The following is a 23,617-nucleotide window of genomic DNA, read 5'->3' as shown; positions in this document are numbered from 1 at the left end:
CCTTATCTCAGTTTAAGGACCCACACCGCGTATCCGTCAGGGACGAAAATTCGCAGGCATAGGCCGACTGGTCTTTCTGCATAAACACAACGAATTTGCCGCCGTTCGGCACGGCGGCCTTTATTTCATAGCCACGCGACACGAGATCGCCCATGGTCGATACCGCGCTCTGCGTAGCCGTATTTCCGCTCTTCGCAACATTCGAGCTTTTCGCATTCGAACCTTGCACGGAGATGCTGGGCAGCGCCTGCGCCTTACCGGCCTGCTGAGCCGAGGCTCCGGAAGCAACGAGAAGCGCAATAGCGATGACCGGCCAAAACTGCATCAGCGGTCCACCTCACCGAACACGATGTCGAGCGAACCGAGCACGGCCGCGACGTCGGCAAGCAGGTGACCGCGGCACATGAAATCCATGGCCTGCAGATGCGCATAGCCCGGAGCGCGGATCTTGCATCGGTACGGCTTGTTCGAACCATCGGAGACGAGGTAGACGCCGAACTCGCCCTTCGGCGCTTCGACGGCGGCATAAACCTCGCCGGCGGGCACATGGTAACCTTCGGTGTAGAGCTTGAAGTGATGGATCAACGCTTCCATCGAGCGCTTCATCTCACCACGCTTCGGCGGCACGACCTTACCATCGAGCGAAGAGACCGGGCCGGTCTTGGCATCGCCGAGCAGGCGATTGACGCACTGCTTCATGATGCGGACGGACTGGCGCATCTCGATCATGCGGATCAGGTAGCGGTCATAGCAGTCACCGTTCTTGCCGATCGGAATATCGAATTCGAGATCAGAATAGCACTCATAGGGCTGCGCGCGACGCAAGTCCCAGGCGGCACCCGAGCCGCGGACCATGACGCCGGAGAAGCCCCAGGCCCAACAGTCTTCGAGCGAGACGACGCCGATGTCGACGTTGCGCTGCTTGAAGATGCGGTTGCCCGTAAGCAGCTCATCGATATCGTCGAGCGCCTTCAGGAAAGGATCGCACCAGTCGCCAATGTCCTGCACCAGCTTTTCCGGCAGGTCCTGGTGAACGCCGCCCGGACGGAAATAGGCAGCATGCATGCGCGAGCCAGAGGCGCGCTCATAAAACACCATCAGCTTTTCGCGCTCTTCAAAGCCCCAGAGCGGCGGCGTCAGCGCGCCAACGTCCATGGCCTGCGTCGTGACGTTCAGCAGATGCGAAAGGATGCGGCCGATTTCGGAATAGAGCACGCGGATCAGCTGACCGCGGATCGGAATTTCGATGCCGAGCAGCTTTTCGACGGCCAGCGCATAGGCATGCTCCTGGTTCATCGGCGCCACGTAATCGAGGCGATCGAAATAAGGAACGGCCTGCAGATAGGTCTTCGTCTCGATCAGCTTTTCCGTGCCGCGATGCAGCAGGCCGATATGGGGATCGACGCGTTCCACAATTTCGCCGTCCAATTCGAGGACAAGACGCAAAACGCCGTGCGCAGCCGGGTGCTGCGGACCGAAATTGATGTTGAAGTTGCGAACGTTGTGTTCTGTCATGGCGGCGATGCTCGCGTTTTCAGATATTCAGAGAATGGCAGGCTTCCGCCCGCCACACGCCATCAAATTATGCCTTCGCCTTCTCGTCACCCGGGAGCACGTAATCCGTGCCTTCCCATGGGGACAAGAAGTCGAAGTTACGGAATTCCTGCTTCAGCTCGACGGGTTCGTAAACCACGCGCTTGGCGGCGTCGTCATAGCGAACTTCGACGAAACCGGTCGTCGGAAAGTCCTTGCGTAGCGGATGGCCTTCGAAGCCGTAGTCGGTCAGCAAGCGACGCAGGTCCGGGTGGCCGGTGAAGAGAACACCGTACATGTCCCAGGTCTCGCGCTCGAACCAATCAGCGCCGGGATAGACGCTGCAGGCCGACGGAACAGGCTGATCTTCGGCGACCGGAACCTTGATGCGGATGCGCAGGTTCTTCTTCGGCGACAGCAGGTGGTAGACGACGTCGAAACGATCGGGACGCTGCGGCCAGTCGACACCGCAAATATCGATCAAGTTGACGAAGCCGCACTTGGCATCATCACGCAGGAACGTCAGCAGCGCGACGACATTTGCGGCTGTCGTCGTCACGTTCAGCTCGCCGTACTTGATCTCGGACGACGAAATCAGAGCACCGCGAACTTCCGTGAGATAGGTGACTAGCTCGTTCAGGGCTTCACTCATATTGCCTTGTCCCCTGCCTTACCGTTCGATCGTGCCGGTGCGCCGGATTTTCTTCTGCAGCAGAAGCACGCCATAGAGCAGCGCCTCCGCCGTGGGAGGACAGCCCGGTATGTAGATGTCGATCGGCACGATGCGGTCGCAGCCGCGCACAACCGAATAGGAATAGTGATAGTAGCCGCCGCCATTGGCGCAGGAGCCCATCGAGATGACGTAACGCGGTTCCGGCATCTGGTCATAGACCTTGCGCAGAGCCGGAGCCATCTTGTTGGTCAGCGTGCCGGCGACGATCATGACGTCGGACTGACGCGGCGAGGCGCGCGGCGCGAAGCCGAAGCGCTCGACGTCGTAACGCGGCATGGAAACCTGCATCATTTCGACGGCGCAGCAGGCGAGACCGAAGGTCATCCACATCAGCGAGCCGGTACGGGCCCAGTTGATCAGCTCGTCGGTCGAGGTGACCAGAAAACCCTTGTCGGCGAGTTCATTGTTGATCTCGCCGAAGAACGGATCGTTGCTGCCGACAGGCTTGCCGGTTGCGGGATCGATGATCCCTTTCGGCTGCGACGCAACGAGTGTCGTGTTGCCTTGAGCTACTCCCATTCGAGCGCTCCCTTCTTCCATTCATAAATAAAGCCGATGGTMAGCACCGCCAGGAACACCATCATCGACCAGAACCCAAACCAGCCGATCGCACCGAAGGATACGGCCCAGGGGAAAAGGAAGGCGACTTCCAGGTCAAAGATGATGAAGAGAATCGACACGAGGTAGAAGCGGATGTCGAACTTCATGCGGGCGTCGTCGAATGCGTTGAAGCCGCACTCGTAGGCCGACAGCTTTTCCGAATCAGGCGCCTTGAAGGCGACGGCAAACGGCGTGATCAACAACGCTAGGCCGATCACCACGGCAATACCAATGAAAATCGCTATCGGAATATAGGAACTGAGCAGTCCAGTCATCATGTCCATCCCTGCTTGCCATGTGCGCCGGGGCGGCGCCTCTGAGCAAATGCCCAAGCCAAGCGAAAGAGCGTTGCAACAGAGCCGTGGTTAGCGCAGCCGGAGCGCGGGCGCAAGCCTTTTGAATATGTCGTTTCAAGCACTACCGAACCGGACTTATCAACAGGCTGTAACGATATCGCGACAAATCCGCGCAAAGGCAAAACGGCTTTCTCGCAGTCGCAGCAAATTGATGATTGATTGTAATGGCTTGAAGCAAATGGCGCGAGTGACGGGGCTCGAACCCGCGACCTCCGGCGTGACAGGCCGGCACTCTAACCGACTGAGCTACACCCGCGCATCGTTTGACCTTTCGGTCGTGCGAAATCCGGCATTATGCTTTGAAATGGCGCGAGTGACGGGGCTCGAACCCGCGACCTCCGGCGTGACAGGCCGGCACTCTAACCGACTGAGCTACACCCGCACTTCATTTCAAGCATTCCGGATGCTTTCGCACCCATCAAAGCGGCCTCGCCGTTCGATGAGCGGCTAACTACGGGGTTCGCGTTTGGGTGTCAAGCAGGTTTAAATACAAATCCATGACAGAGCACGAATTGTTTTCGCGACCGCCGCCGACATGTTTCGGCTCCGTCGATTTGGCATGGCAGGTTCGCGCCCCACGCATTTCAAAAACGGCTCATAAACCCGCCCCGGCCAGGCCTGGCTTTCGCAGCAGTCGCATGTGGCGATATCGTCCACTGATGCCGCGCCATCAAAAAAATCAAAAAATCTTCACAAACACTCTTGCGGTTTTTTGTCGTTCCGCATAGATCACGGCCACCGAAACGCAGCGGTCCAACGCACCGCTTGCTGCAAGGGCGATTAGCTCAGTTGGTAGAGCGCCTCGTTTACACCGAGGATGTCGGGAGTTCGAGTCTCTCATCGCCCACCATTTTTCAGAGATATAACTGATTGATTGAAATAGCGGCTTTCCGGCTACTTGGCAGCGCTTTCTGCGTAGCTATTGATGCCGATGCGCTCTTCAGCGCCCCTCTCAATAATTCCCGGTAATCACGATCGTCAGAAGTACCGCTGAGACAAGCACGAGAGCTGCGATGATCGCCAGCAGCTCCTTCAGCATAAAACGTTGCATCTTGCTGCCATCCATGGCGTTTGCTCCCCCTGCAAACTGCGTATTCGTTCTTTGTCCCAGCATCGAATCGCTGCGTCAAATCCAGTGCGAATCTCGCATAGGCGGACGGCATGTCAATTTTGGGATCAACAGTCAAAACGGTCGCTCTTGTGAGCGGCAGATGAACACCGTCACCCTCCGAGATTGATCAAAACTGCTGACCGGCGACTAAGGAATATTGATCTTTGTCGGCCTTTGCCGTGGCGGCGGGTCGATAAAGGCGGCCGGCAGGTTGACGCTCTGCGATAGCAGGCGTTCGGCGATCTCATCCGCCGCCGCCCGTGCGCCGACTCGGGAGTAGAAATTCCCGCGCACCTGTATGGATGCGGCAAGCAGTTTCAGAAATGCACTGCGAATGTCCACCGATGGCGTCGCCGGATTGTCCCAGAACAGGTCCAGCGGCTTTTGATCGGTCAAGCCTTGGATATCGTAGATAGCCGCTCCAAGGACTTTCACCGGCCTTTCAGCCTGCAGGGCGGAAAGTGCGGCAGTGGAATTGACCGTCACCATGCCCTGGCTTGCCGAGATCAATTTTTCGAGATTACCGCCGTCGATGAAATGGATGCGGGAGGACAGGGCAAGCTTTGCGCCTATGCCGTGGATATAGCCTTTCCAGTCGACAAGCCCATTGTCGAGCGGATGAAGCTTTATCACCAAATGCCTGTCCAGCGCTGCGTGCAAGGCAAACGACTGCATGACCTGCCTGATTGCATCCTGCTGCCGATGGAAGGGCGAGTGCGCGCGCAGTTGATAATCCGTCTGAAGCTGCAGGGGGTAGACGAAGAATCGCGTTTCAGCGGCGATCAACCGCTCGATCGTAGCCTCCGATTCCCGCGCACGCCTGCCGCTCGACGGCAGCCGGCGGAGCCAGCCCGCATATTCCACCAGCGGATGATAGAGCGCATGGCGCCGATAGCCGGGGTAGAGAAACCAAAGAAAAGCACTGGGAAGATTGTAGAGGAGATCGTATGTCGCCTCCGCCAGGAAGCTGTGACTGAACCGGCGGGTCCAATCCGGCTCGGCAAGGCTCGCCGCAGCCTGGACTATATAAAGTGGATCGACGGGAAAATGCGAATTGGATGACATTCCGTCACGCTCGAGCGTCACCCAATCCGGCCGCAGGTATCCCATCTCGACGACGCTGATACTGGCGGCTCGCCGCCTCGCCTCTTCGATGGCGACCTGATGATACGGACGCTCCTCGCCGAGAAGAATCACATCCGTGACCTTATCTGCCTCGATTCGGCGGCGAACATAGCTGCGCCAGCCGGCAAAGCCGCCGCGATAATTGTAGGCTCCGCGACGGCGCCAGAATATCCAATCGCCCGGGTTCAGGTTGATGCGGATGCAGCGATGGCCCGCGGTCTCCAGCCTTCTGGCGATCTCCATGAAAAGCGGTGAGGACGGCCCCTGCAGGAAAAGAAAGACGCGCTGGGAAGCCGCTGCATCCCCCTGCCCGTCAGCCGTCACTCCGGCACCTCGGTGCTGAGGCCAGCATAGCGCAGCAGCGTGCCGATAAGGTTCCACGGCGCTTCTTCCTGCGGCGGCACCGGCTTTTGCGAGTGCGACCGCGCACGGCCGAGCGGAACGATGATGTAGTCCGTGCGCGGATCCGGAAAGGGATCGGCAAAGGCCTTCAACAGCGGCGCATGATCGCCGTAGAACAACAGCCACACGGGGCGGTCGAGCCGGTCCAGGTGATGCGCGAGATTGCCGAGCGCATGGTCGGCGCGCATCAGCAGCTCACTATAGATATCCACTGGATTCGTCAGGTCGCCGCAACGGCCAGGTTCCCAGGGTCCATGATTCGCCATGGAAGCCACGAAAACGAAGTTTTTGCCGGCGCCTTCCCCGTCGATCGCTCGAATCACGCTTTTCGTCAGCGACAGGTCGCTGACATAAGGGCCATCGCGTTCCGGCCGGTGATCGAATTCGTCCAGCATCATCATCCGATCGAAACCGAGCTGCGGCATGGCCTTGTGGCGCAGGAAAAAAGTCTTGTCGTAAGGGTGGATGAACTGCGTCTTCCAACCCGCCTTCCGCAGCCGTTGCGGCCATACGACATCCTTGTAGTGGCTGGCGCGCAGATAAGGGTAGCTCGCGTCGATATGGACGTTCTCAGGCAACAAACCGCTCAGCACCGCAAATTCGGTGCGCAGCGTATAGCCACCTTCGAAGACGCTCGTCATCCGGCCCCACTGCGCTGCCTGATCCCGCAGCCGGTCCAGATTGGGAAGCTTGACGTTTTCCGCACCAAAATGCCGGAGGTCGATGAAGGATTCGGATTGCCATATGACGATCAACGGCTCGTCGTCGCCATGTTCCCATAGATCATGAAGGGCGGAGATGAAGCGTTCCGATAGCTGGGTGACAATGGCCTCGCGCCTGACGCCAACCCATATGACGAAATGAAAGACGACGGATTCAAAGGTACCGAACCTGACCGTATCCTTCTTGACGTCGACCTTGCCGAGAACATTCTGCGTGAAACGGCAGACGGGTCCGCTGACGGTCCTGCTGAACAAAGCGAGCCAGGGACCGAAGGCAACCGCCAGCATAACGAGAACCCAAAGGAAACCGTTGTGGTCGGGCAGGATCGACGGCTCGAAATACATATAGAGAGCGCTGACGCCGAACACATAGGAAAGCGCGATGATCCAGAAGACGATGTTCAGAGACGTCGCGTAGAAAATCTCTTTGTATTTGAAAACGTCGACCACCAGGGCGATATCGGAGAAGACTAAGGGCTCACGGATGAACTCGAATTTTGCACGCGAAATTCCGGTGAAGATGACGAAGAAACTGATCACGCCCTGCGCACCGTAAATCGGACGCCAGGAAATCGCGAAGAATAGGGCGTAGATGAGAGCGATGACGGGAATTCTTGCCGCCCACTCGAACGCCAGCCGCTTCAAACTTCTCTCTGTATGATTTTGCTTGTTGACTGCAGGAGGCATCGCAAAAGGATCGGTCAGGAAAATGACGACACAGGAAAAAGCGAAGCACGCAACCGTCAAAAGAGCCGGAAAATCATGAAGTTTCAAAACAATACCGTCCAAATGTCATAGTCTGCGGCGGCTTCCCTCAAAAACCGGAAAAAGCCGCCAATTCTCAATTCTATCGTTTTTTACGCGCATCCCATCAGGCGCGCTGAAGCATCACGCGAATTATGGAAACTGCGCTCAACCAAAGCCTTTGTCGGTCGAGCGGGCAAGGCTTTCATCTCGCCCTTCTTCAATTATTTTTCGAAGCTTGCGGAAATACCACCACATCAACAGCGGCTTTATCAACGGGCCGAAATAACCGAGTGCGGTTAGCGACAATCCAAAATGGATTCGGGTCCTGCCGCGGTCGAGGCCGCGGACGATTTTTGCGGCCACGGCTTCGGCACTCCACGGCTTGACCGTGCCCATCAGAAGCTCCGCTTCCGCAGGCCGCATCGACATTTCATGGCTATATTGCGGGGTGAGCGTATCCGGCGGAAAGCAGATGGAGACATCCACTCCCGAAACGGCCGCTTCGGCGCTCAATGCCTCTGCAAAGCCGATCAGTGCCGATTTCGAGGCGCAATAGGCGGTATAGCCGTAAATGCCGATCAAAGCGGCGCCGGAGGAGATCATCATGATCTTGCCGCCACGGCGGGTCTTCATACCCTTGTAGACGGCGCGCACGACATTTGCCGTTCCCAGGAGATTAGTGGCAATCTGCTCGTCGAAAACCGTAGCCGGCATGCTATCGAAAGCAGAAGGCTCTACGATCCCGGCCGACGCGATCAGGAGGTCGCAAGGCCCGAAAGCGCGTTCGCAGATATCAACGGCCTCCGAAACTCGATTGGCGGATGCGACATCGACAGGGGCGATCTGGATGCGAGAAAGATCGGCACCCGGCATGGCCGCAATCTCGATACGCGCCTGTTCCAGACGCCCGGGGTGGCGCGCGAAAAGAGAAACCTTGGCGCCCCTGGTGGCATAGAGCTTGGCGATCGCCAAACCGATCCCGCTTGAGCCTCCGGTGACGATGACATGCATGAGCTGAGCGCCTTAAGGTTATGGCTTACCGACGGCCTGACGCATCGGCAGCAACTGCATCACCTTGTCCATGTCGATGGAGGCCAGGCCGAAATTCCGATCCTTCAAATCTTGAAGTCTCCGAGCAGTGACAGCAACAGAACGGCGGATTTGCTCTTCGGTATGGTTGCAGGTGATGAAGAAGCGCAGACGCGCCATGCCTTCCGGCACGGCCGGATGAATGATAGGCAGCACATTGATGCCTTCGCTCAGCAGATCGTTGGAGAGCTGCACCGCTCGCAGCGAATCGCCGACGATGACAGGAACGACGGAAAAGCCCATGCTCAAACCGGTATCGAGGCCCGCCTCCCTAGCGCATCGCAGAAAGAGGCTGCCGTTGCGCCTGAGCCGGGCTGCCCTGTCCGGTTCGGATTCCAGGATTTGCAGGCCAGCCATGGCCGCCGTCGCCAGAACGGGGGCAAGACCGACACTATAGACAAAGCCACCGGCCTCCGCCTTCAGGATATCGGCGAGCGCGCTACTGCCGGCGATATAGCCGCCGCAGCTCGATGTCGTCTTCGAAAGCGTTCCCATCCAGATGTCGACATCGCGCGGATCGAGGCCGAAATGCTCGAACGTGCCGCGGCCCCTTTCGCCGAGGATGCCGAGCGCATGGGCCTCGTCCACCATCAGCCAGAAACCGTAACGGGCCTTCAGCTCCAGCAGCGCCGGGAGATCGGCGACATCGCCGTCCATGGAATAGATGCCTTCGACAATGACGAGGATACGGCGAAAATCGGAAGACAGCGTTTTCAGGATGCTTTCGAGATTTTCGACGTCATTGTGCTTGAACAGGCGCCGCGCCGCGCCGGAAAGCTTGATGCCGGCAAGGGCGCTGTTGTGGATGAACTCATCGTGGATGACGAGATCCTGTGGCCCCAGCAGACAGCCGATGGTCGCAACGTTGGTCAGGTAGCCGCTGACGAAGTAGACAGCGGCATCGACGCCATAGAGCCTGGCGAGCTGTTGCTCCAGCTCGACATGCACCGGCCGCTCGCCGGCGACAAGGCGGCTGGCGGAAGCGGAGATGCCAAAGCGGTCGATAGCCTCCTTGGCACGGGCTGCCACGAGTGGGTCGGTGTTGGTGGCCAGATAGTCATAGGAGGCGAAATTGACGAATTCCCGCCCGCCCATCTTCGTCGTCGCGCCGGCGGCGGTATCATGCGAGCGGTAGAAGGGATTGACGATGCCGGCCATCTCGCCGGCAATCTTCTGCGTCATGACGCGCTTGTACTCCGGCAAATCCTCGAAGCGCAGGGCTTGGCGAACCGGCTGTTGCGGTTGTCTGTTCAGCCGCTCCACCCGGTTGCGTCCGGAGGATTCATTGGCGCGGCGCATCTGCTCCAGCAAGCTGCTTTTCTTATCGCCGGGCGGCATGTCGTCATTGGCATCCTGCGTCATGACTGTGCGGCTCTCTTCTGCGGCGATTGCAGGGAGTGGCTTTGGACCAACCGGCTGACCACCTGATCCTCGCTCGCCGCCGAAACCTCGCCCCCCCCGCCACTGCGGTTCATGACCCGATCACGCAAGCGGCTGACGACGTCGCTGACCGTCGTCCCCTCCCCGATTCCGCTCAAGGGAATGTCAAAACCGGTCTTCTGCTGGAAACTGATGCCGAGCTCCATCGCCATCAGGCTGTCGAGGCCGATATCTTTCAGCACCTTGTCGGGTGTGATCGTATCTTCGGTCACACGCAGGATCGCAGCAATTTCCGAGGCGACGACAATGTGCAAAGCAGCCTGCGCCTCGTCCTCGGATTTGCCTTTGATCAGCTCGCCCAGATCGATGATATCGCCATCGTTCAGGGAGTTGTGATCGCGCGCGTGGCGCATCAGCGGCTCGAACAGCGACCGGGCGGCAATCGGCAGCATGCGTGCGGCACTCCAATCGATCTCGGCGATCATGACGGCCGCGGCATCGATCTTGCCGGTATCGGCAAGCATGTAGCGTTCGACCTGCTCCAACGCATCGCGCGCCTTTAGGGCGGCCTTGCCGATTCGCTTGGATAGGAGCTCGTTGACCTCGATATTGCGGGCAAGAAATCCCTTGTCCGCAATAGCGCCGAAGCCGATGGCAAGCGCCGGCAGTCCGGCAGCACGGCGTGCACGCGCCAAACCTTCGAGATAGCCGTTTGCGGCGACATAGTTCGCCTGCCCCGGATTGCCGAGCATCGTCGTCGCTGACGAAAACAGCAGGAACAGATCAAGGCGGTCATGCTGAGTCAATCGATGAAGATTGTCGGCGCCTCGGACTTTCACGTCGATGACTGGCCGATTGCGTTCCGGCGTCAGGTTGGCGAGCAGCGCATCATCCAGGACCATGGCAGCATGGATGATGCCCTTCAGCGCACCCTCGGAACGAAGTGAGCCAAGCAGTGCCTCGACAGCGACCTCATCGGTGATATCGCAGACGTGCAGTGTTGCCACGACGCCTTTCTTCTCCCATTCGCCAACGGCCTTCTCCGTCTCCTCATCGGCGACGCCCCGGCGCGAGCACAGCGCAATGCGGCGCGCGCCCTTGGACACCAGCCAGTCGGCCGCCGCAAGACCGAAACCGCCGATGCCGCCAGCCACAAGGAAAATACCGGCGGGATCGAGCCGCAGGGACTTGGCCGGCGCCGGCAAGAGATGATCGACACCAAGAACGGGCGGACGAACGACGATCTTGCCGATATGACCGGCATTTTGCATCAAGCGGAAAGCGCTGCCGATTTCGTCATAGCCGAAGGCACGATAGGGCAGCGGCGTGAGCTTGTGATCGGCAAAGAGCTGACCGATTTCCGCGAAGATCCGCTTCGTCAAGGCGGGAGCGTTGACCAGCAACTGGTCGGCGTCGATGCCGAAATAGCTGATATTGCGGCGGAAAGGGCGCAGCCCGATCTTGCGGTCGGAATAATAGTCGCGCTTACCCAGTTCCAGGAACCGCCCGAACGGCTTGACCAGCTCGATGCTCCGCTCCATCGCTTCGGAAAACAGCGAATTCAGCACGAGATCGACGCCTTCGCCTCCGGTCACATGGCGCACGCCCGCAACGAAATCGAGCGAGCGGGAGTCGAGCACATGGTCGGCGCCGAGCATTTGCAGGAAACGGCGCTTCTCGATCGTGCCGGCGGTGGCGATCACCTTTGCCCCTTTGAACTTGGCGATCTGCAGCGCGGCAAGACCGACGCCGCCAGCGGCACCATGGATCAGGATGGTTTCGCCCGGCTGGATGCGCCCAAGCTCGACCATGGCGTAATAGGCCGTCAGGAAGGCAACGGGCACCGTGGCCGCGGCGAGCGTGTCCATCGTCTCCGGCAGCTTGGTGACGCCGTCGCGGCGCACGCGCACATGGGTCGAAAACGCAGCGGGACCGATGCCCATGACTTTGTCGCCCGGCTGGAGATCGCCGACACCAGAGCCGGTTTGCAGCACGCGACCGGCGAACTCCATGCCGATCGTTGCGCCAGCAAACCCATCCTCCAGCGCCTCTTCCGGCAACAAGCCCATGGCCCACATGACGTCGCGGAAATTGAGGCCGGTCGCTTCGACGGCAATAATGACCTCGTCGTCCGACGGTGCCGGCAAATCCGACGCTTCCCAAACGACGCTGTCCAAGCGGCCGCTCGAATGTTGCCGGATCGTCGCCGCGACAACGTCGCGGCGGTTCATCTCGGTCACCGCAAACGGACCCGCAACGGCCCGGATTTCGCGGATCTCGCCGGTTACCCTGTCGAGCGCCCACTCCCGGTTATTAGTCTCAGCGAAAAGAACGGTCTCAATGGCCGCAATCGCCCACTTGTCGTCCGTTTCGGCATCAAGGAGATGCACGTCGAAGCCGTCATATTCGTTCTGCAGCACGCGCGCGAAGGCCCACAGTCCGGCATTGGCGCTATCAATCCGCTCCTTGGCAAGCGGCGAACCGCCCGGAGCCATGATGACAAGGCGCGGCCTGTCGCCCTCTGCATATCTGATAAGTGTATCGGCCAGCTCTTTGAACACCTCAAGCCGCATCTGCGACGGATCGGACGCGCCGCGGGCGCCCTCCCGTTCCGCCACATAGAGAATGCGGCGCGGATGATGGGACGTCATGACACCGGCGAGGTTCGAAGACCCTGCCCCAACGTCGACAGCGATCACCTGCATATCGGAAAAGCCGATACCCTCTCCGCGCTCGGACAGAACCAAAAGCGGCGCGTCGGCGCTTGATAAAGCAGGCTCGTCTTCGACCTGACCTTCGGATGCAGCCGCCGCGGTGATCAGCCCGCCTTCCGGGAAAACCTGCTCCTCGAGCTGTACCTTGCTGAAACCGAGCACCGCAAGAATATCCTCGACCTGCTGCAAGGTCCCCAATTGGCCGACAGGGAATTCAGACGATTGACTGCCGGCGAACCATCCTTCCGACAGGCCAAAGGCAAAATCGTTGAAGACGCTCGGTGCGCGATCGGCAAACAGGAGTTGTGCACCACGCGCGGCAGCGCTGCGGATGGCGGCTTTCAGCCCATCATCATGCGATAGAAGAAGCTGGCTCTGATCGCCACAGGCAATGATGACGTCGGCGAGCGGTTGATCGCCAAGCCTGCCGGGCTCCGTGACGATGACATGTGCAGCGCCCTCAAAAGCGATTTCAAGCGCGCGGCGCATCTGCTCTCGCGGTTCGGCGATGATCAGGCACGCACCAGCGTTGGCGGCGACCGCTGCCAACCGCTGGCTGAAGGCGGTGGATGTCGAACCAGCTTCCAAAATGTGGCCGATGCTGCCGGGATTGGCCTCGACGGCAGCCACCAGCGCCTCAGCAATCAACGAAAGCCGCTTGCCGCTCAAGGGCGAATGAACAAGCACATGCTCCAGCGTCGCTCCTCCAGCCGCATGAACTGCGGCCTCGGCCTGCTGTTGGCCAAGCACATATTTATGGACAGCGGCCAGACGCTCCAGGGCCTCGCGATAGGCATTGTTGACGAGAATGGCTTCGGCAACCCGGCCGGCATCCTCGCGATAAAGCTCCTGCAGGGCTTCGCTCACCGTCGGCAAGGTAAAATCGAGCGGAATATGCCATCCGCCATCGACACCCGAAGCAATCCCCGCATCCTCGAGAATATAGAGGCAGTTGATCAGAAACGGCCGGAATTCCGGATCGCCGGGAAGGTTTGAAAGCGAGACCGCTCCGTCTCTGCCTGCGACCGTGAGCGCGATCTCGTGGCATGCCCGGTAGATCGCCGCATCGAGAAGCAGGGTCGCATTATTGAGCGAATGATTTCCATCGAGGCGGCGCAGCGGCGAAGCATCCGGCACGACCATGTTCGACACGGACCGACGCCTAAATATCGTCGATGGCACGGTCTCATAGTGGAAGGCGACGGAATCGAGCGTCGTGTGCCGGCGCAGATAGGTGCGGCGGAAGCGGCAATCGTCGAAAACGGCAATCTCATCGCCATCGCCCCCGAACATGCGGAAGCGGGCCTTGATCGAATTATTGCTGAACCGATCGATCTCTATGATCGCTTTGACAACGGGTTTTCTCTTGCCCGCAACTCGCACGGTGCCGAAACGAACCGGAATATAGGGAGCCCCGGCCTCGTCGCCGGACAGTTGATCGAAGAGCGCGACAAGACCGTGAAATGCCGCATCGATCGACATTGGATTGAGGTTGTAGGTCACGAACGGATGGGTGGGCGCGGCAGCCGGCTTGAGGTCCACTTCAATGATATTGCGCCCGAAGGCGACAGCTTTCGACAGAAGCTGGAAATGCGGACCATATTGCAGCCCGAAACGCTCCGCCGTCTCATAGGTCTTCTCGGACGTCAGGACGGATTTCTGTTCCTCGAACCGCCGCGCGGCCTGGTCCTCGGCGCTGCCATTGCCGGTCGGCTTGCGGCCGCGGGCGACTGCATGAACGGTCCAGTCGTCGTTGCTCAGCCGCTCACGCGAGCGGATCTCGATATCACCGGTCTCCGGGGAAAGGATGGTCGACAGTTCCACCATCCGATCCTGGCGCAGCTCCAAGGGTCTGACGATTTCGAGATTGCCGATCTCAACCGCATCCGTCTGGTAATATCGCTGAACAGCGATGACCGCGATCTCGATAAAACCGCTGCCTGGCAGGATCGATTTGCCGTCGACGACATGTTCCGCAAGGTCGGCGAAGAGATGTGCATCCAGATGGTTCTTCCAGGTGGACGCGTTAGGGTCCGTACGCCAGCCGAGCAGAGTATAAGGGCTCTTGCCGTCGCGGCCGAAAATGTCGATTTCGTCCGTTGTCGGCTGCGAACGCAGCCCCACTGGTTCGAACGGCAAAGGCGGCAGCTTGACGAAGGCATTGCGCGTGGCGCTGCCGCGCGAACGCTGCGCCGGCGCACCATGCGCGACAGCGCGCGCAAAGGCCTGCGAAACCGGATCGCGGCCGGAGAGCGCCGGCTCCCGCAGCAATGTCGGTATAGCAATCGCCTGGACGGACGCCTGTTTGGCGATCTCCGTCACATAATTCGACAGGATCGGACGCGGGGCAATTTCAATGAACAGGTTGCACCCCATCGCCATCGCCGCCTGACAGGCGGCCTTGAAAAGCACGGGATCGCGGACGTTTCGCCACCAATATTCTGCGTCCAGCAGATGGCCGTCACAGGCAGCGCCGGTCACCGTCGAAATGAAGGTACCGAGGCCCGCATCCGGCGCAACATCAGGCAGATCGGCCAGAAAGGCATCCTTCGCCCGATCGATGATCGGATGATGGAAGGGATAGTTGATGTCGAGGATATGAGCGACGATCTGCGACTTGCGGGCGGCCTCCCTGAAAGCTTCGATCTCGTCGACGGGACCAGAAATCGTTATCGAATTCGGCGCGTTGATCGCCGCGATGCAGATATTGTGGAGACCGTGCGATTTGGCGAAGGCGAGTGCTGCGTCCTCGTTGAGAACGACCGCTGCCATCTTGCCTTCTCCGGCAAGAAGATCCTGATGCAGCGAACGCTTGGCGACGATCGCGACCGCCTCCGCAGCCGTCAGCGCTTTGGCCGCGTAGGCGGCGGCGATTTCACCCACGGAGTGGCCGAGGACGGCATCGGGCTTCACGCCCAGCGCCGAGAAACAGTCCGACAGGGACGCTTGAATTGCAAAAAGCAGAGGCTGTGCGATCTTGGTGTCGGCGATCTGCAGGGATAGATCGGGAGAAACCAGAATATCCGTCAGCTTCTGGCCGAGATAATATTCGAAGAGTGCGCTGAACGACTGAAAACATTGCCGGAAATGGCTATTTTCCCGATAGGCCTCGATGCCCATGCCCGCCCATTGCGAGCCGTTGCCGGAAAACACGAAAGCGATCTTAACCGCCTGACCCGGCACTTCGCCCACTTCACCGGCGGAATTCTCACCGCCGAGATGCGCATCGATCGCCGCAAGCACTGCGGCGCTGTCTTTGGCCTTGGCCGCGAAGCGGTGGCGCATCGGCTCGCGATTGGCAGCCGCGGACGCGATGATTTGCCGGGCTTCCTTGGGCTCTGCGCGCTCGAGCCKGCTCTTGTAGTCTTCAAGCAGCTTCGAGAGCGCCGAAGCCGTGTGGGCGCTTGCAATGAATGTCGTGCCTTCGCCGCGCAACTGCGGCTCGGGCGGAGCCACCGGATCAGGGTCGCTGATGACGACATGGGCGTTCGTGCCGCCGAAGCCGAAGGAATTGATGCCGGCAAAGCGTGGGCGTTTGGCCGGAAGAAGCTCGACGGCCGATGTGTTGACCCGAACGTTCAAGCCTTCGAAATCGATGGTTTCATTCGGCTGCTGGAAATGCAGCGATGCCGGCAGGAAATTGTTCTCCAGCGCAATCATCGCCTTCAGCAGACCGAAGAGACCAGATGCAGGCTCGGTATGGCCGATATTGGACTTGATCGAGCCGACCGGCACCGGCGCCCGGCGATTCCGGCCGATGACATCGCCGATCGCCCAAATCTCGGCGGGATCGCCCACCTTGGTTCCCGTACCATGGCCTTCGACGAAGGCGACGCGATTGACGTCGATGTTTTGCCCTTCATAGATCGAACGCAGCAAAGCTGCTTGCGCATCGCGCGAGGGCAAGGAAATCCCATTCGTACGGCCAGAGGAGTTCACCCCGACCGCATGAATCCGCGCGTAACTGCGATCCTTCTCGCGCAGAGCGCGATCCGTTCTGCGCAGGACGATGGCAGCGCCGCCTTCGGCGCGAACGTAGCCGCGGCCATTGTCGTCATAGGCGCGGCAAAGCCCTTCCGGCGACAGCATGCGCGCCTGCGAAAAGCCGACGAAGGATAGCGGATGGACCAGAAGGTTGATGCCGCCGACAATCGCCGTATCGATATCGGCGCATTCCAGCGCCCTCACTGCCTGATCGAGCGCCACGAGCGACGATGAACAGGCCGTATCGATCGTCATACTCGGACCACGCAGGCCGAAAATATGCGAAATGCGGTTGGAGACGATCGAGAGCGTGTTGCCCGCCATGAAATATGGGCTGCCGGCGGCCGGATCTTCGGCAGTGAGATTGCCATGGTCAAGCGACGAAGCGCCGACATAGACGCCGACCCTTTCACCCTCGAAGCCGTCGACCGGCAAATTCGCATCTTCCAAAGCCCGCCAGACGAGGTTCAGAAGGATGCGCTGCTGCGGATCCATCTGCATCGCCTCGCGCTGCGAAAGGCCGAAGACCGCTGGATCAAAGGAGTAGATGTCCGCCATGACACCGGCGGCGTAGCTATAAGTCTTTCCTTGCGTGCCGACGACGGGATGCCAAAAACGCGCGAGATCCCAGCGTTCATCGGGTATCCGGGTGACCGTGCAACGTCCTTCCTTGAGGACGAGCTGCAGCTCTTCGATCGAATCTGCCCCCGGGGCAATGCTCGCCCGCCCGATAATTTCAACCGTCATAATCTCTCGGCGTCGTCTTTAAAATTGCATGGGATGAAAGTAGCCATATTTGCTTATCAACCGTTCACACCATAATTGCCTGCGGTTGTCACCTGCAAAAAACCGGGTTCAGAACACCATATTGACAAACAACACTAACATGATCCGGGACGGAATAAGCCTAGCCGGCCACAACCCCTTATAGAAGAACCAGCATCGGAATTTCAAATATACGGAGCAGCTTGCCAGTTCCGATCATTCACTGTCGATCAATAAATTCCCGTCTTTCGACGATGGGTATGTTGACGCGGCCCTTGAAACTCCCGGCAAAGCTATTCAGCGCCACCTGACGATCAAGCCAACGTCATTGTCCCAAGTTGGCGGCCGTCGCAGCGCCCTGGGAGGCTATGTTGAGCGGTGCGCCGACAAGCGTCAGGAATTTCCTGATATCGACCGAGGGATGGCGCGATACATAGATGACGTCGCGGCTCTTGATGGGGAAGGTCTGGCCGACGATGAGGCTGTCGGGATGCGACATGTCGAATTTATAGACGATCGGATAGCGCCCCTTAGAATCCGCCACCATTCCCTTGCGCTCGAGCTCCTGGAAGCGAGCGGCGCCGAGCAGGTTTTGAACGATTTCCGGCTCTTCGTAACGGAACAGGAAGAATCCTTGCGCATTGGCGGCTTCATCGACCGCGCCATGGCCCAAAGCGACAGCCTCCAGCAGATTCAGGTCATTGGCCCCGAACTCAAGACGGCCATCGCCCTTGACGGCACCAAGAAGAGTAAAGGTCCTGGGATCACGCACGAGGAAAATCTGGTCGCCAGGCTGAACATAAATATCTTCAGTGGGATGTTCGATGATCGATTTTTAGAAGAACTGTCCCGGTCCTGTTGCCGCGAACCAACGTTACGTATGTCTCATAAGGCTGAGTGACGGGTCCGCCCGCCTTGGCAATCACCTGCGTGATTTTTTCGCCGGTCAAATCCAAGGGAACCAGCGACGGACGGCCGACAGCACCGGAAACAGTCACCGTGCGTGACGATGTGCCCATGCTCGTCACGATGACGTCGGGTTCGACTGCCTTGCTCGCCAGCGCCGCCAGAATCGCCTGACGGGCCTGTTCCAACGTCTTGCCCGCAAATTTGACCGTGCCGGCATAGGGAATGGCCGCGGTCCCATCCGGTTGGACGATAATATCGAGGGACACCTGTTTCGATTGGGCCGTCGAAAACAGGCCGTCGGCGCCTGCCTCGAAGATGGTCACCTTCAGCGAATCGCCGACGCCGATCACGACCCGCCCGACAGGGCCGCCGATCCCGAACCGACGATTGAGCGCGCTAGAAACGTAATCCGAGACAAAGCGCGCCGTACGGCTGTTGATGTCGACGACATCGAAGACGGCCACATTCTTGCGCCCAAGTTCTGCGCCCGATTGCCCGGCATCACCGTCTATCGCACCGGCCAGCGGCCCTTCGCTCGAGACGGAATTACATCCCGCCAGAACCACGCAAACCAGCAACGCCGCCCCTACGCGAATCAATTGAATAACCTCAAAATCAATATCGGCTGGCCTCACCGACTCAGGTCAGGACAGCGCATTATTCATAAAATCCGTCGGCGCCCTGAAAAGCATAATGGGAGCCCCTCAACAAGCCGATTCTGCACGGGTGCCGCGAAAAAATCTGTGTGCGATCCTATGAGCATATTTCTAAACTCACGTTACGGCAGCACACTCTTTGCGATATAGACTGAAAGCAGAAACAAGGCAATTTATACGAGAAATATCTAAGCAAATTAAATTAATAGTCACTGAATGATAAAGGAATCCGTTAAATAACGACATCAAGATATATCTTAAAGCCTCTGCGTCCTATACGACGAATCGGAGCAAGCATCTCTTCCTTTTCATGAGGGCACCCTTGCTTATCATAGCCTTGCGCTCTAAACCGTGGCCAATATTGCGGGTCAAATAAAGCAATCCAAGATTGTTAAAACGGTGAATTCATCCTTCGCGGGATTGCCATGATAGCAGGGAAGTTAGGCGCAAGTTTTCGTCGTTACTCAAAGGGTCTCGAAAGAAACCGCAATGTGGATTGCGCCGTCCAACAGGATGCTGTGGTGATTTGACCTCTTCCTCCGGCTTAGAGGCGTGCCCAAAACCGGACCCAAATACCGATGGAAATGAAAGTGCTGTCGATGCTCGGTTTTGCAAAGCGATCCAGAAAAAAGGTGTCCGAGAATTCTCTGGAAGCGATATTTGACCAATACGAGCAGGGCAAACCCGATCATCAGAATGCGATTGATGCCCTTCCCGGCTGGAATAGCGCCTTTCCCGTCGCCCTTAATTTGAATGCCGGAAAACATCATCTTTATGCGGACGACCGAATAGATTGGGCTCTACGGTCATTTGGCTCGATTGCGGGAAAGACGATTTTGGAAGTCGGACCATTGGAGGGGATGCATACCTATATGCTCCACCGCGAGCGTCCGGCGCGAATCGATGCGATTGAGGCAAATCGGCTTTGTTTCCTGCGATGCCTGGTGACAAGGCAGATTCTCGATATCAACACCGCTTCGTTTTTGTTGGGCGATATTCAGGCATGGCTTACCGAACACGACGAGATCTATGATTTCGCCATAGCTTCGGGCGTCCTCTATCACATGGCCGATCCCGGAGAGTTTTTGAGACTGTTGGCCAGCCGCGCGAATGCCATTTTTATCTGGACGCATTTTTTTCTCGAAGAAGCGATGCCGGCGGGCGATGTGCGCCGCAATCCCTTCAGCGGAAAAGTCGAAACGAAGATGATCGAGGGCGTTCCGGTACGCTACTACGAACGCAGCTATCAGCATGCCAACTCGAACGCATCCTTCTGCGGTGGAATGAAGGATCGCCATTTTTGGATGCACAGAGACGATATTTTAACGCTGCTGGAAAAGCTTGGATTCAGCGACATCGTAATCAAGGATCAGGACCTCAGCCATTCCGGCGGACCTTGCTTTTCTTTCTTGGCCCGCAAAGCGCATGCGGCTCCGTGATTGATACGTGGGCCGAAGCTCGGCGCCCGAGAGTATTTTGGATAATCTTAACGTGTTTGAAGGCACCTACGACAATTTGACGGTTCTTGAAGGCCCCCATTCCTTCCCTGCCGGCAAGCTTGAGACGCCGGAGGGCATCCGTGCTGTTTAATCTCGAATATGATCGGGGCACGGTCCTGGAAGGCTATCTCATTCCGGACGGATTTTCTGATCTGCCGCATATCAGGGTGTCCGATGCGGACGGCGAGCTAATGGTCTTACCTTGCGACCAGATCAAGGAGGCGGTTGTCGCTTCGGGCCGACATGAGAACGGGCGGGTAGGCTTCAAGCTGGACACATCGATCATTCCGGATATTGCCGAGCGACATACGCTCATGATCCATGATGCCAAGTCTGGATTGCTGATTTACCGGCGGCCGCAGGTGTCGCAGCCGGTTCCGCTGAAGATCCTGCGGCTGGAAACGCAGCTCCTGCCCATGGCCAAATTCGACTATCGCTGCGGCCGCCATTTCCAATATGAGCTGTCGTCCGTGGAGCGCTTCGGCCATGAAACCGCGCTCCAGGCCTTTCATCTCAATGCCATCCAGTCGATCTACATCAGCGGACGGCTGCTGCTGCGGAACTACGAGGAGTTTCTCGACAAGGGATTCAAGGCCATCGTTCTGCTCACGGACCCCTATTACGAATTGGCGCTGCGCATTTTCCTTTTGAAACGCATGGCAAAGACCCAGATCTCTTTCTTTGGCGACCGGGACAAGATCATCCTGGCGCCGGCGGCGGAACACTTCGCCGAGGTTGATCTCGAAAGCGAGGCATCCCTTAAATCCGCGCTCAAGAAAGCGTCGCAGAATGTCAGAAACGTTCTGCTGTCACCCGTGACCCGCCAATTGGTCGCCAGCACTCCGGAGCAACTCGTCAAGCGTAGCGACGTCGCCGCGGCGATCGACCTGCTTTCACGATTCACCATTGTCGGGCACGATGCCGACAGTTTTCATTTTCAGGACGCGATCGGTGAGCTGCTTGGCATTTCCATCGGCGATCTTCCGCTGCCGTCGCGGCATACCGCTCTGGAGGACGTTGCTACGAGATTACGCACGTTGCATATTGCCGAACTGATACTCGAAGAAGATTTGATTTTTGATCATTATGTGCGTGAGGCGATGAAACCCACCGCGCCGGAATTGCGGAAAGCGAATACAAGCCGACATGCCCAAAATAGCCATTGAAGAGACGATCGATCAGCAATATCCGCGGGCAAAACCGGCACGGCAGATCTTGCCGTCATTGTTTCGGCGACGGCTACCGGAACGGCACCGGCACGATGATCTGGAAGACATCGAATATTTGCCGGTACCCGGCACGCACGAACCAGCACCCCAAGCCGGTGGCAAACCGCCACTGCGGCTCCTCAGCTTTCTGTTGATCGTTATCCTGCCGTTTCTGGCGAGCTTGATCTATTACGTCTTCATCGCCTCGGATCAGTATGTTGCCGAAGCCCGTTTCGCCGTCCGCGCACTCTCCGGCACCAGTTCGGATGATAAGGGCGACGGCAGCGGCGGGTCCGAAAATAGCGGCGGCGCAGCAGGCCTTCTCAACATGCGTTCTGCATCACAGGATGCCTATGTCGTCACGAGCTTCATTCACTCGACCGAGATCCTGAAACGGATCGGCGAGAAACTCGACTATCGATCCATGTTCGCGCGGCAGGATGCGGATTTTCTATCTCGATTCCGCTCCACGCAATCCGATGAGAAGTTCCTGAACTATTGGGAAAATCACGTCAGCGCCTATATTGACGTCTCTTCCGGTATCATCACTTTGAAGGTGCGCGCGTTCACGCCCGATGATTCGGTAAAGCTCTCCGACGCCATCATTCAGGAGAGCGAATCGTTGATCAACGAACTCTCGCAGCGCGCGCGCAATGATATTGTGCAAAGCATGCAGGCGGATGTTGAGAAAAGCGGCAAGGCCTATAACGACACCCTGACCGCGCTCAACCAATTTCAGCATCAATCCGGGCTTCTCAGCCCGGAGGCTCAGGCCAAGGACAGTAGCACGCTGCTGACAGGACTGCTTGCGCAGAAGCTCGAATTCGAAACGCGCCTGTTCGTAATGAAGCAGTCACATGCCAAGGGTTCTCCGACCTATCAGCAGCTCACGCTCGCCCTGCAGAGCCTTGACGCTCAGATCGACAAGAAGAAAGCGGAGCTGACCGGGCCGGAAAATGCCAGTCTTGCCAAAGCGCTGCTGGAATACTCCAAGCTCGACACAAACCGGATGATTGCGGAGAAGCTCTACGAGGCTTCCCAGAAGAACTACGATGCGGTGCTCGCGGAAGCGCTTCGAAAGACGCTTTATTTGGCGGTGTTCGTAAAACCGGCGCTTCCGGACGAAGCTATCTTTCCGCACCGGATCACGACACCGCTGATTATATTGCTTGGCTTAGCCGTTCTCTGGGCAACGCTTTCGTTGATCTGGGCGTCGGTGCAGGATCATCAGATATAGGCGACATGCGCGATGATCCGCTTCAAGAACGTATCGAAACACTTCAAGACCCAGAATACCAAGAAAGTAATCCTGGATCGCGTGAGCTGCGAGTTCATGTCCGGCTATTCCTATGGCCTGCTCGGCGTGAACGGCGCCGGAAAGTCCACGACGATGCGGATGATCGCCGGCACCATGCTGGCAAATTCGGGCAAGATCACCAAGGACGTTCGGGTGTCCTGGCCGTTGGGCCTTTCCAGCGGCTTCAATCCCTATATGACCGGCCGCGCGAATCTTCACTTCGTCGCCCGCGCCTATGGGGAGGATGTCAGGCGCGTCTCCCGTTTTGTCGAAGAGTTCGCGGAACTCGGCGACTATATCAACGCGCCGGTACGCACCTATTCTTCCGGCATGGCGGCCCGATTGGCTTTTGGGCTTTCCATGGCGATCGAATTCGAGTGCTATCTCGTCGACGAGGTTCTGGCCGTCGGCGATGCCCGGTTTCAAGAGCGCTGCCGCGTCGCATTTGACAGCCGACGGAAACATTCCGACATCATCATGATCTCGCACAGCATGAGCATGATCAAATCGCATTGCGACAAGGGAATGGTGCTCGTCGACGGCAGGCTCATATTTTTCGATCAGGTCGAGCAGGCCATCGAAGCCTACTACAGATTGAACAGATAAGATGCGACGGGTTTTCAACTAGGTCCCATATGGCTCACGATACCGGAAAGACATCTGAAACTGTTCAGCTCAGTGCGATCCAGCACAGCCGCGACGTTGCCGCGAAACTGTCGGTGACTGCGCGCAAATTGCGCTTTTCGACATCGAAGCGAAGCCAATTTTACAAAGCAGTTGGATTGCG

General features: G+C 58.2%; 14 protein-coding genes, 3 tRNA genes and 1 pseudogene. 5 read left to right on the top strand and 13 right to left on the bottom strand.

What is annotated here, in order from left to right; all coding sequences use genetic code 11:
- Window positions 1-7: 7 nt before the first annotated feature.
- From QD357_RS24705 to QD357_RS24675, 7 genes are all read right to left on the bottom strand, one after another.
- Complete coding sequence (locus QD357_RS24705) at window positions 8-325, bottom strand: hypothetical protein (RefSeq protein ID WP_107107738.1); 318 nt, start codon at window positions 323-325, stop codon at window positions 8-10.
- The gene (locus QD357_RS24700; RefSeq protein ID WP_107107737.1) at window positions 325-1,515 is read right to left on the bottom strand and encodes an NADH-quinone oxidoreductase subunit D; all 1,191 of its coding nucleotides are present in this window, start codon (window positions 1,513-1,515) and stop codon (window positions 325-327) included. Before QD357_RS24700 ends, QD357_RS24705 begins: the two co-directional genes overlap by 1 nt.
- Before the next feature lie 67 nt (window positions 1,516-1,582).
- Window positions 1,583-2,185, bottom strand: coding sequence for an NADH-quinone oxidoreductase subunit C (locus QD357_RS24695; protein WP_107107736.1), 603 nt, complete (start codon window positions 2,183-2,185; stop codon window positions 1,583-1,585).
- An 18-nt stretch (window positions 2,186-2,203) separates the two neighbouring features.
- Entirely contained in the window at window positions 2,204-2,785 is a 582-nt protein-coding gene (locus QD357_RS24690; RefSeq protein WP_107107735.1) for a NuoB/complex I 20 kDa subunit family protein, read from the bottom strand.
- Window positions 2,776-3,141, bottom strand: a complete 366-nt coding sequence (locus tag QD357_RS24685; protein ID WP_028754004.1) for an NADH-quinone oxidoreductase subunit A — start codon at window positions 3,139-3,141, stop codon at window positions 2,776-2,778. Before QD357_RS24685 ends, QD357_RS24690 begins: the two co-directional genes overlap by 10 nt.
- Window positions 3,142-3,401: 260 nt before the next feature.
- Window positions 3,402-3,478 (bottom strand) — tRNA-Asp (locus QD357_RS24680).
- A 49-nt stretch (window positions 3,479-3,527) separates the two neighbouring features.
- A tRNA-Asp gene (locus tag QD357_RS24675) sits at window positions 3,528-3,604 on the bottom strand.
- Window positions 3,605-3,996: 392 nt separating this feature from the next.
- Between QD357_RS24675 and QD357_RS24670 the strand changes: the two genes are divergently transcribed.
- Window positions 3,997-4,072 (top strand) — tRNA-Val (locus tag QD357_RS24670).
- Window positions 4,073-4,480: 408 nt separating this feature from the next.
- Here the strand turns inward: QD357_RS24670 and QD357_RS24665 are convergent.
- From QD357_RS24665 to QD357_RS24640, 6 genes and pseudogenes are all read right to left on the bottom strand, one after another.
- On the bottom strand, window positions 4,481-5,782 hold the full coding sequence (locus QD357_RS24665) for a capsule biosynthesis protein (RefSeq protein WP_181316031.1): 1,302 nt from the start codon (window positions 5,780-5,782) through the stop codon (window positions 4,481-4,483).
- Window positions 5,779-7,356, bottom strand: coding sequence for an LTA synthase family protein (locus tag QD357_RS24660; RefSeq protein WP_107108113.1), 1,578 nt, complete (start codon window positions 7,354-7,356; stop codon window positions 5,779-5,781). Before QD357_RS24660 ends, QD357_RS24665 begins: the two co-directional genes overlap by 4 nt.
- A gap of 138 nt (window positions 7,357-7,494) precedes the next feature.
- Window positions 7,495-8,340: an SDR family oxidoreductase gene (locus tag QD357_RS24655; RefSeq protein WP_107107734.1), complete on the bottom strand. Its 846-nt coding sequence runs from the start codon at window positions 8,338-8,340 to the stop codon at window positions 7,495-7,497.
- A gap of 18 nt (window positions 8,341-8,358) precedes the next feature.
- Window positions 8,359-9,780: an aminotransferase class I/II-fold pyridoxal phosphate-dependent enzyme gene (locus tag QD357_RS24650; RefSeq protein WP_414125233.1), complete on the bottom strand. Its 1,422-nt coding sequence runs from the start codon at window positions 9,778-9,780 to the stop codon at window positions 8,359-8,361.
- Window positions 9,777-17,243 carry a type I polyketide synthase gene (locus tag QD357_RS24645; RefSeq protein ID WP_107107732.1) on the bottom strand — a complete coding sequence of 2,489 codons (7,467 nt, stop codon included), beginning with the start codon at window positions 17,241-17,243 and terminating at the stop codon, window positions 9,777-9,779. The genes QD357_RS24650 and QD357_RS24645 overlap by 4 nt, the downstream gene beginning before the upstream one ends.
- Window positions 17,244-17,586: 343 nt before the next feature.
- A pseudogene (locus QD357_RS24640) lies at window positions 17,587-18,766 on the bottom strand (polysaccharide biosynthesis/export family protein).
- Window positions 18,767-19,404: 638 nt separating this feature from the next.
- On the opposite strand from QD357_RS24640, the gene QD357_RS24635 reads away from it, so the two are divergent.
- The 4 genes from QD357_RS24635 to QD357_RS24620 all read left to right on the top strand — a co-directional run bounded on the left by QD357_RS24635 (window position 19,405) and on the right by QD357_RS24620 (window position 23,436).
- Window positions 19,405-20,265: a class I SAM-dependent methyltransferase gene (locus QD357_RS24635; protein WP_245407447.1), complete on the top strand. Its 861-nt coding sequence runs from the start codon at window positions 19,405-19,407 to the stop codon at window positions 20,263-20,265.
- Window positions 20,266-20,405: 140 nt separating this feature from the next.
- A complete protein-coding gene (locus tag QD357_RS24630) occupies window positions 20,406-21,491 on the top strand; it encodes a hypothetical protein (protein WP_107107731.1) in 1,086 nt (361 codons plus the stop codon).
- Window positions 21,472-22,770 (top strand): capsule biosynthesis protein, encoded by a 1,299-nt coding sequence (locus QD357_RS24625; RefSeq protein WP_107107730.1) that lies wholly within the window; start codon window positions 21,472-21,474, stop codon window positions 22,768-22,770. The genes QD357_RS24630 and QD357_RS24625 overlap by 20 nt, the downstream gene beginning before the upstream one ends.
- Window positions 22,771-22,782: 12 nt before the next feature.
- Window positions 22,783-23,436: an ABC transporter ATP-binding protein gene (locus QD357_RS24620; RefSeq protein ID WP_107107729.1), complete on the top strand. Its 654-nt coding sequence runs from the start codon at window positions 22,783-22,785 to the stop codon at window positions 23,434-23,436.
- Window positions 23,437-23,617: the final 181 nt, after the last annotated feature.

This window comes from Rhizobium sp. BR 317, from assembly GCF_047445835.1.
GTDB classification, from domain to species: Bacteria; Pseudomonadota; Alphaproteobacteria; order Rhizobiales; family Rhizobiaceae; genus Rhizobium; species Rhizobium paranaense.
This window is presented reverse-complemented; position numbering and strand designations above follow the sequence as displayed.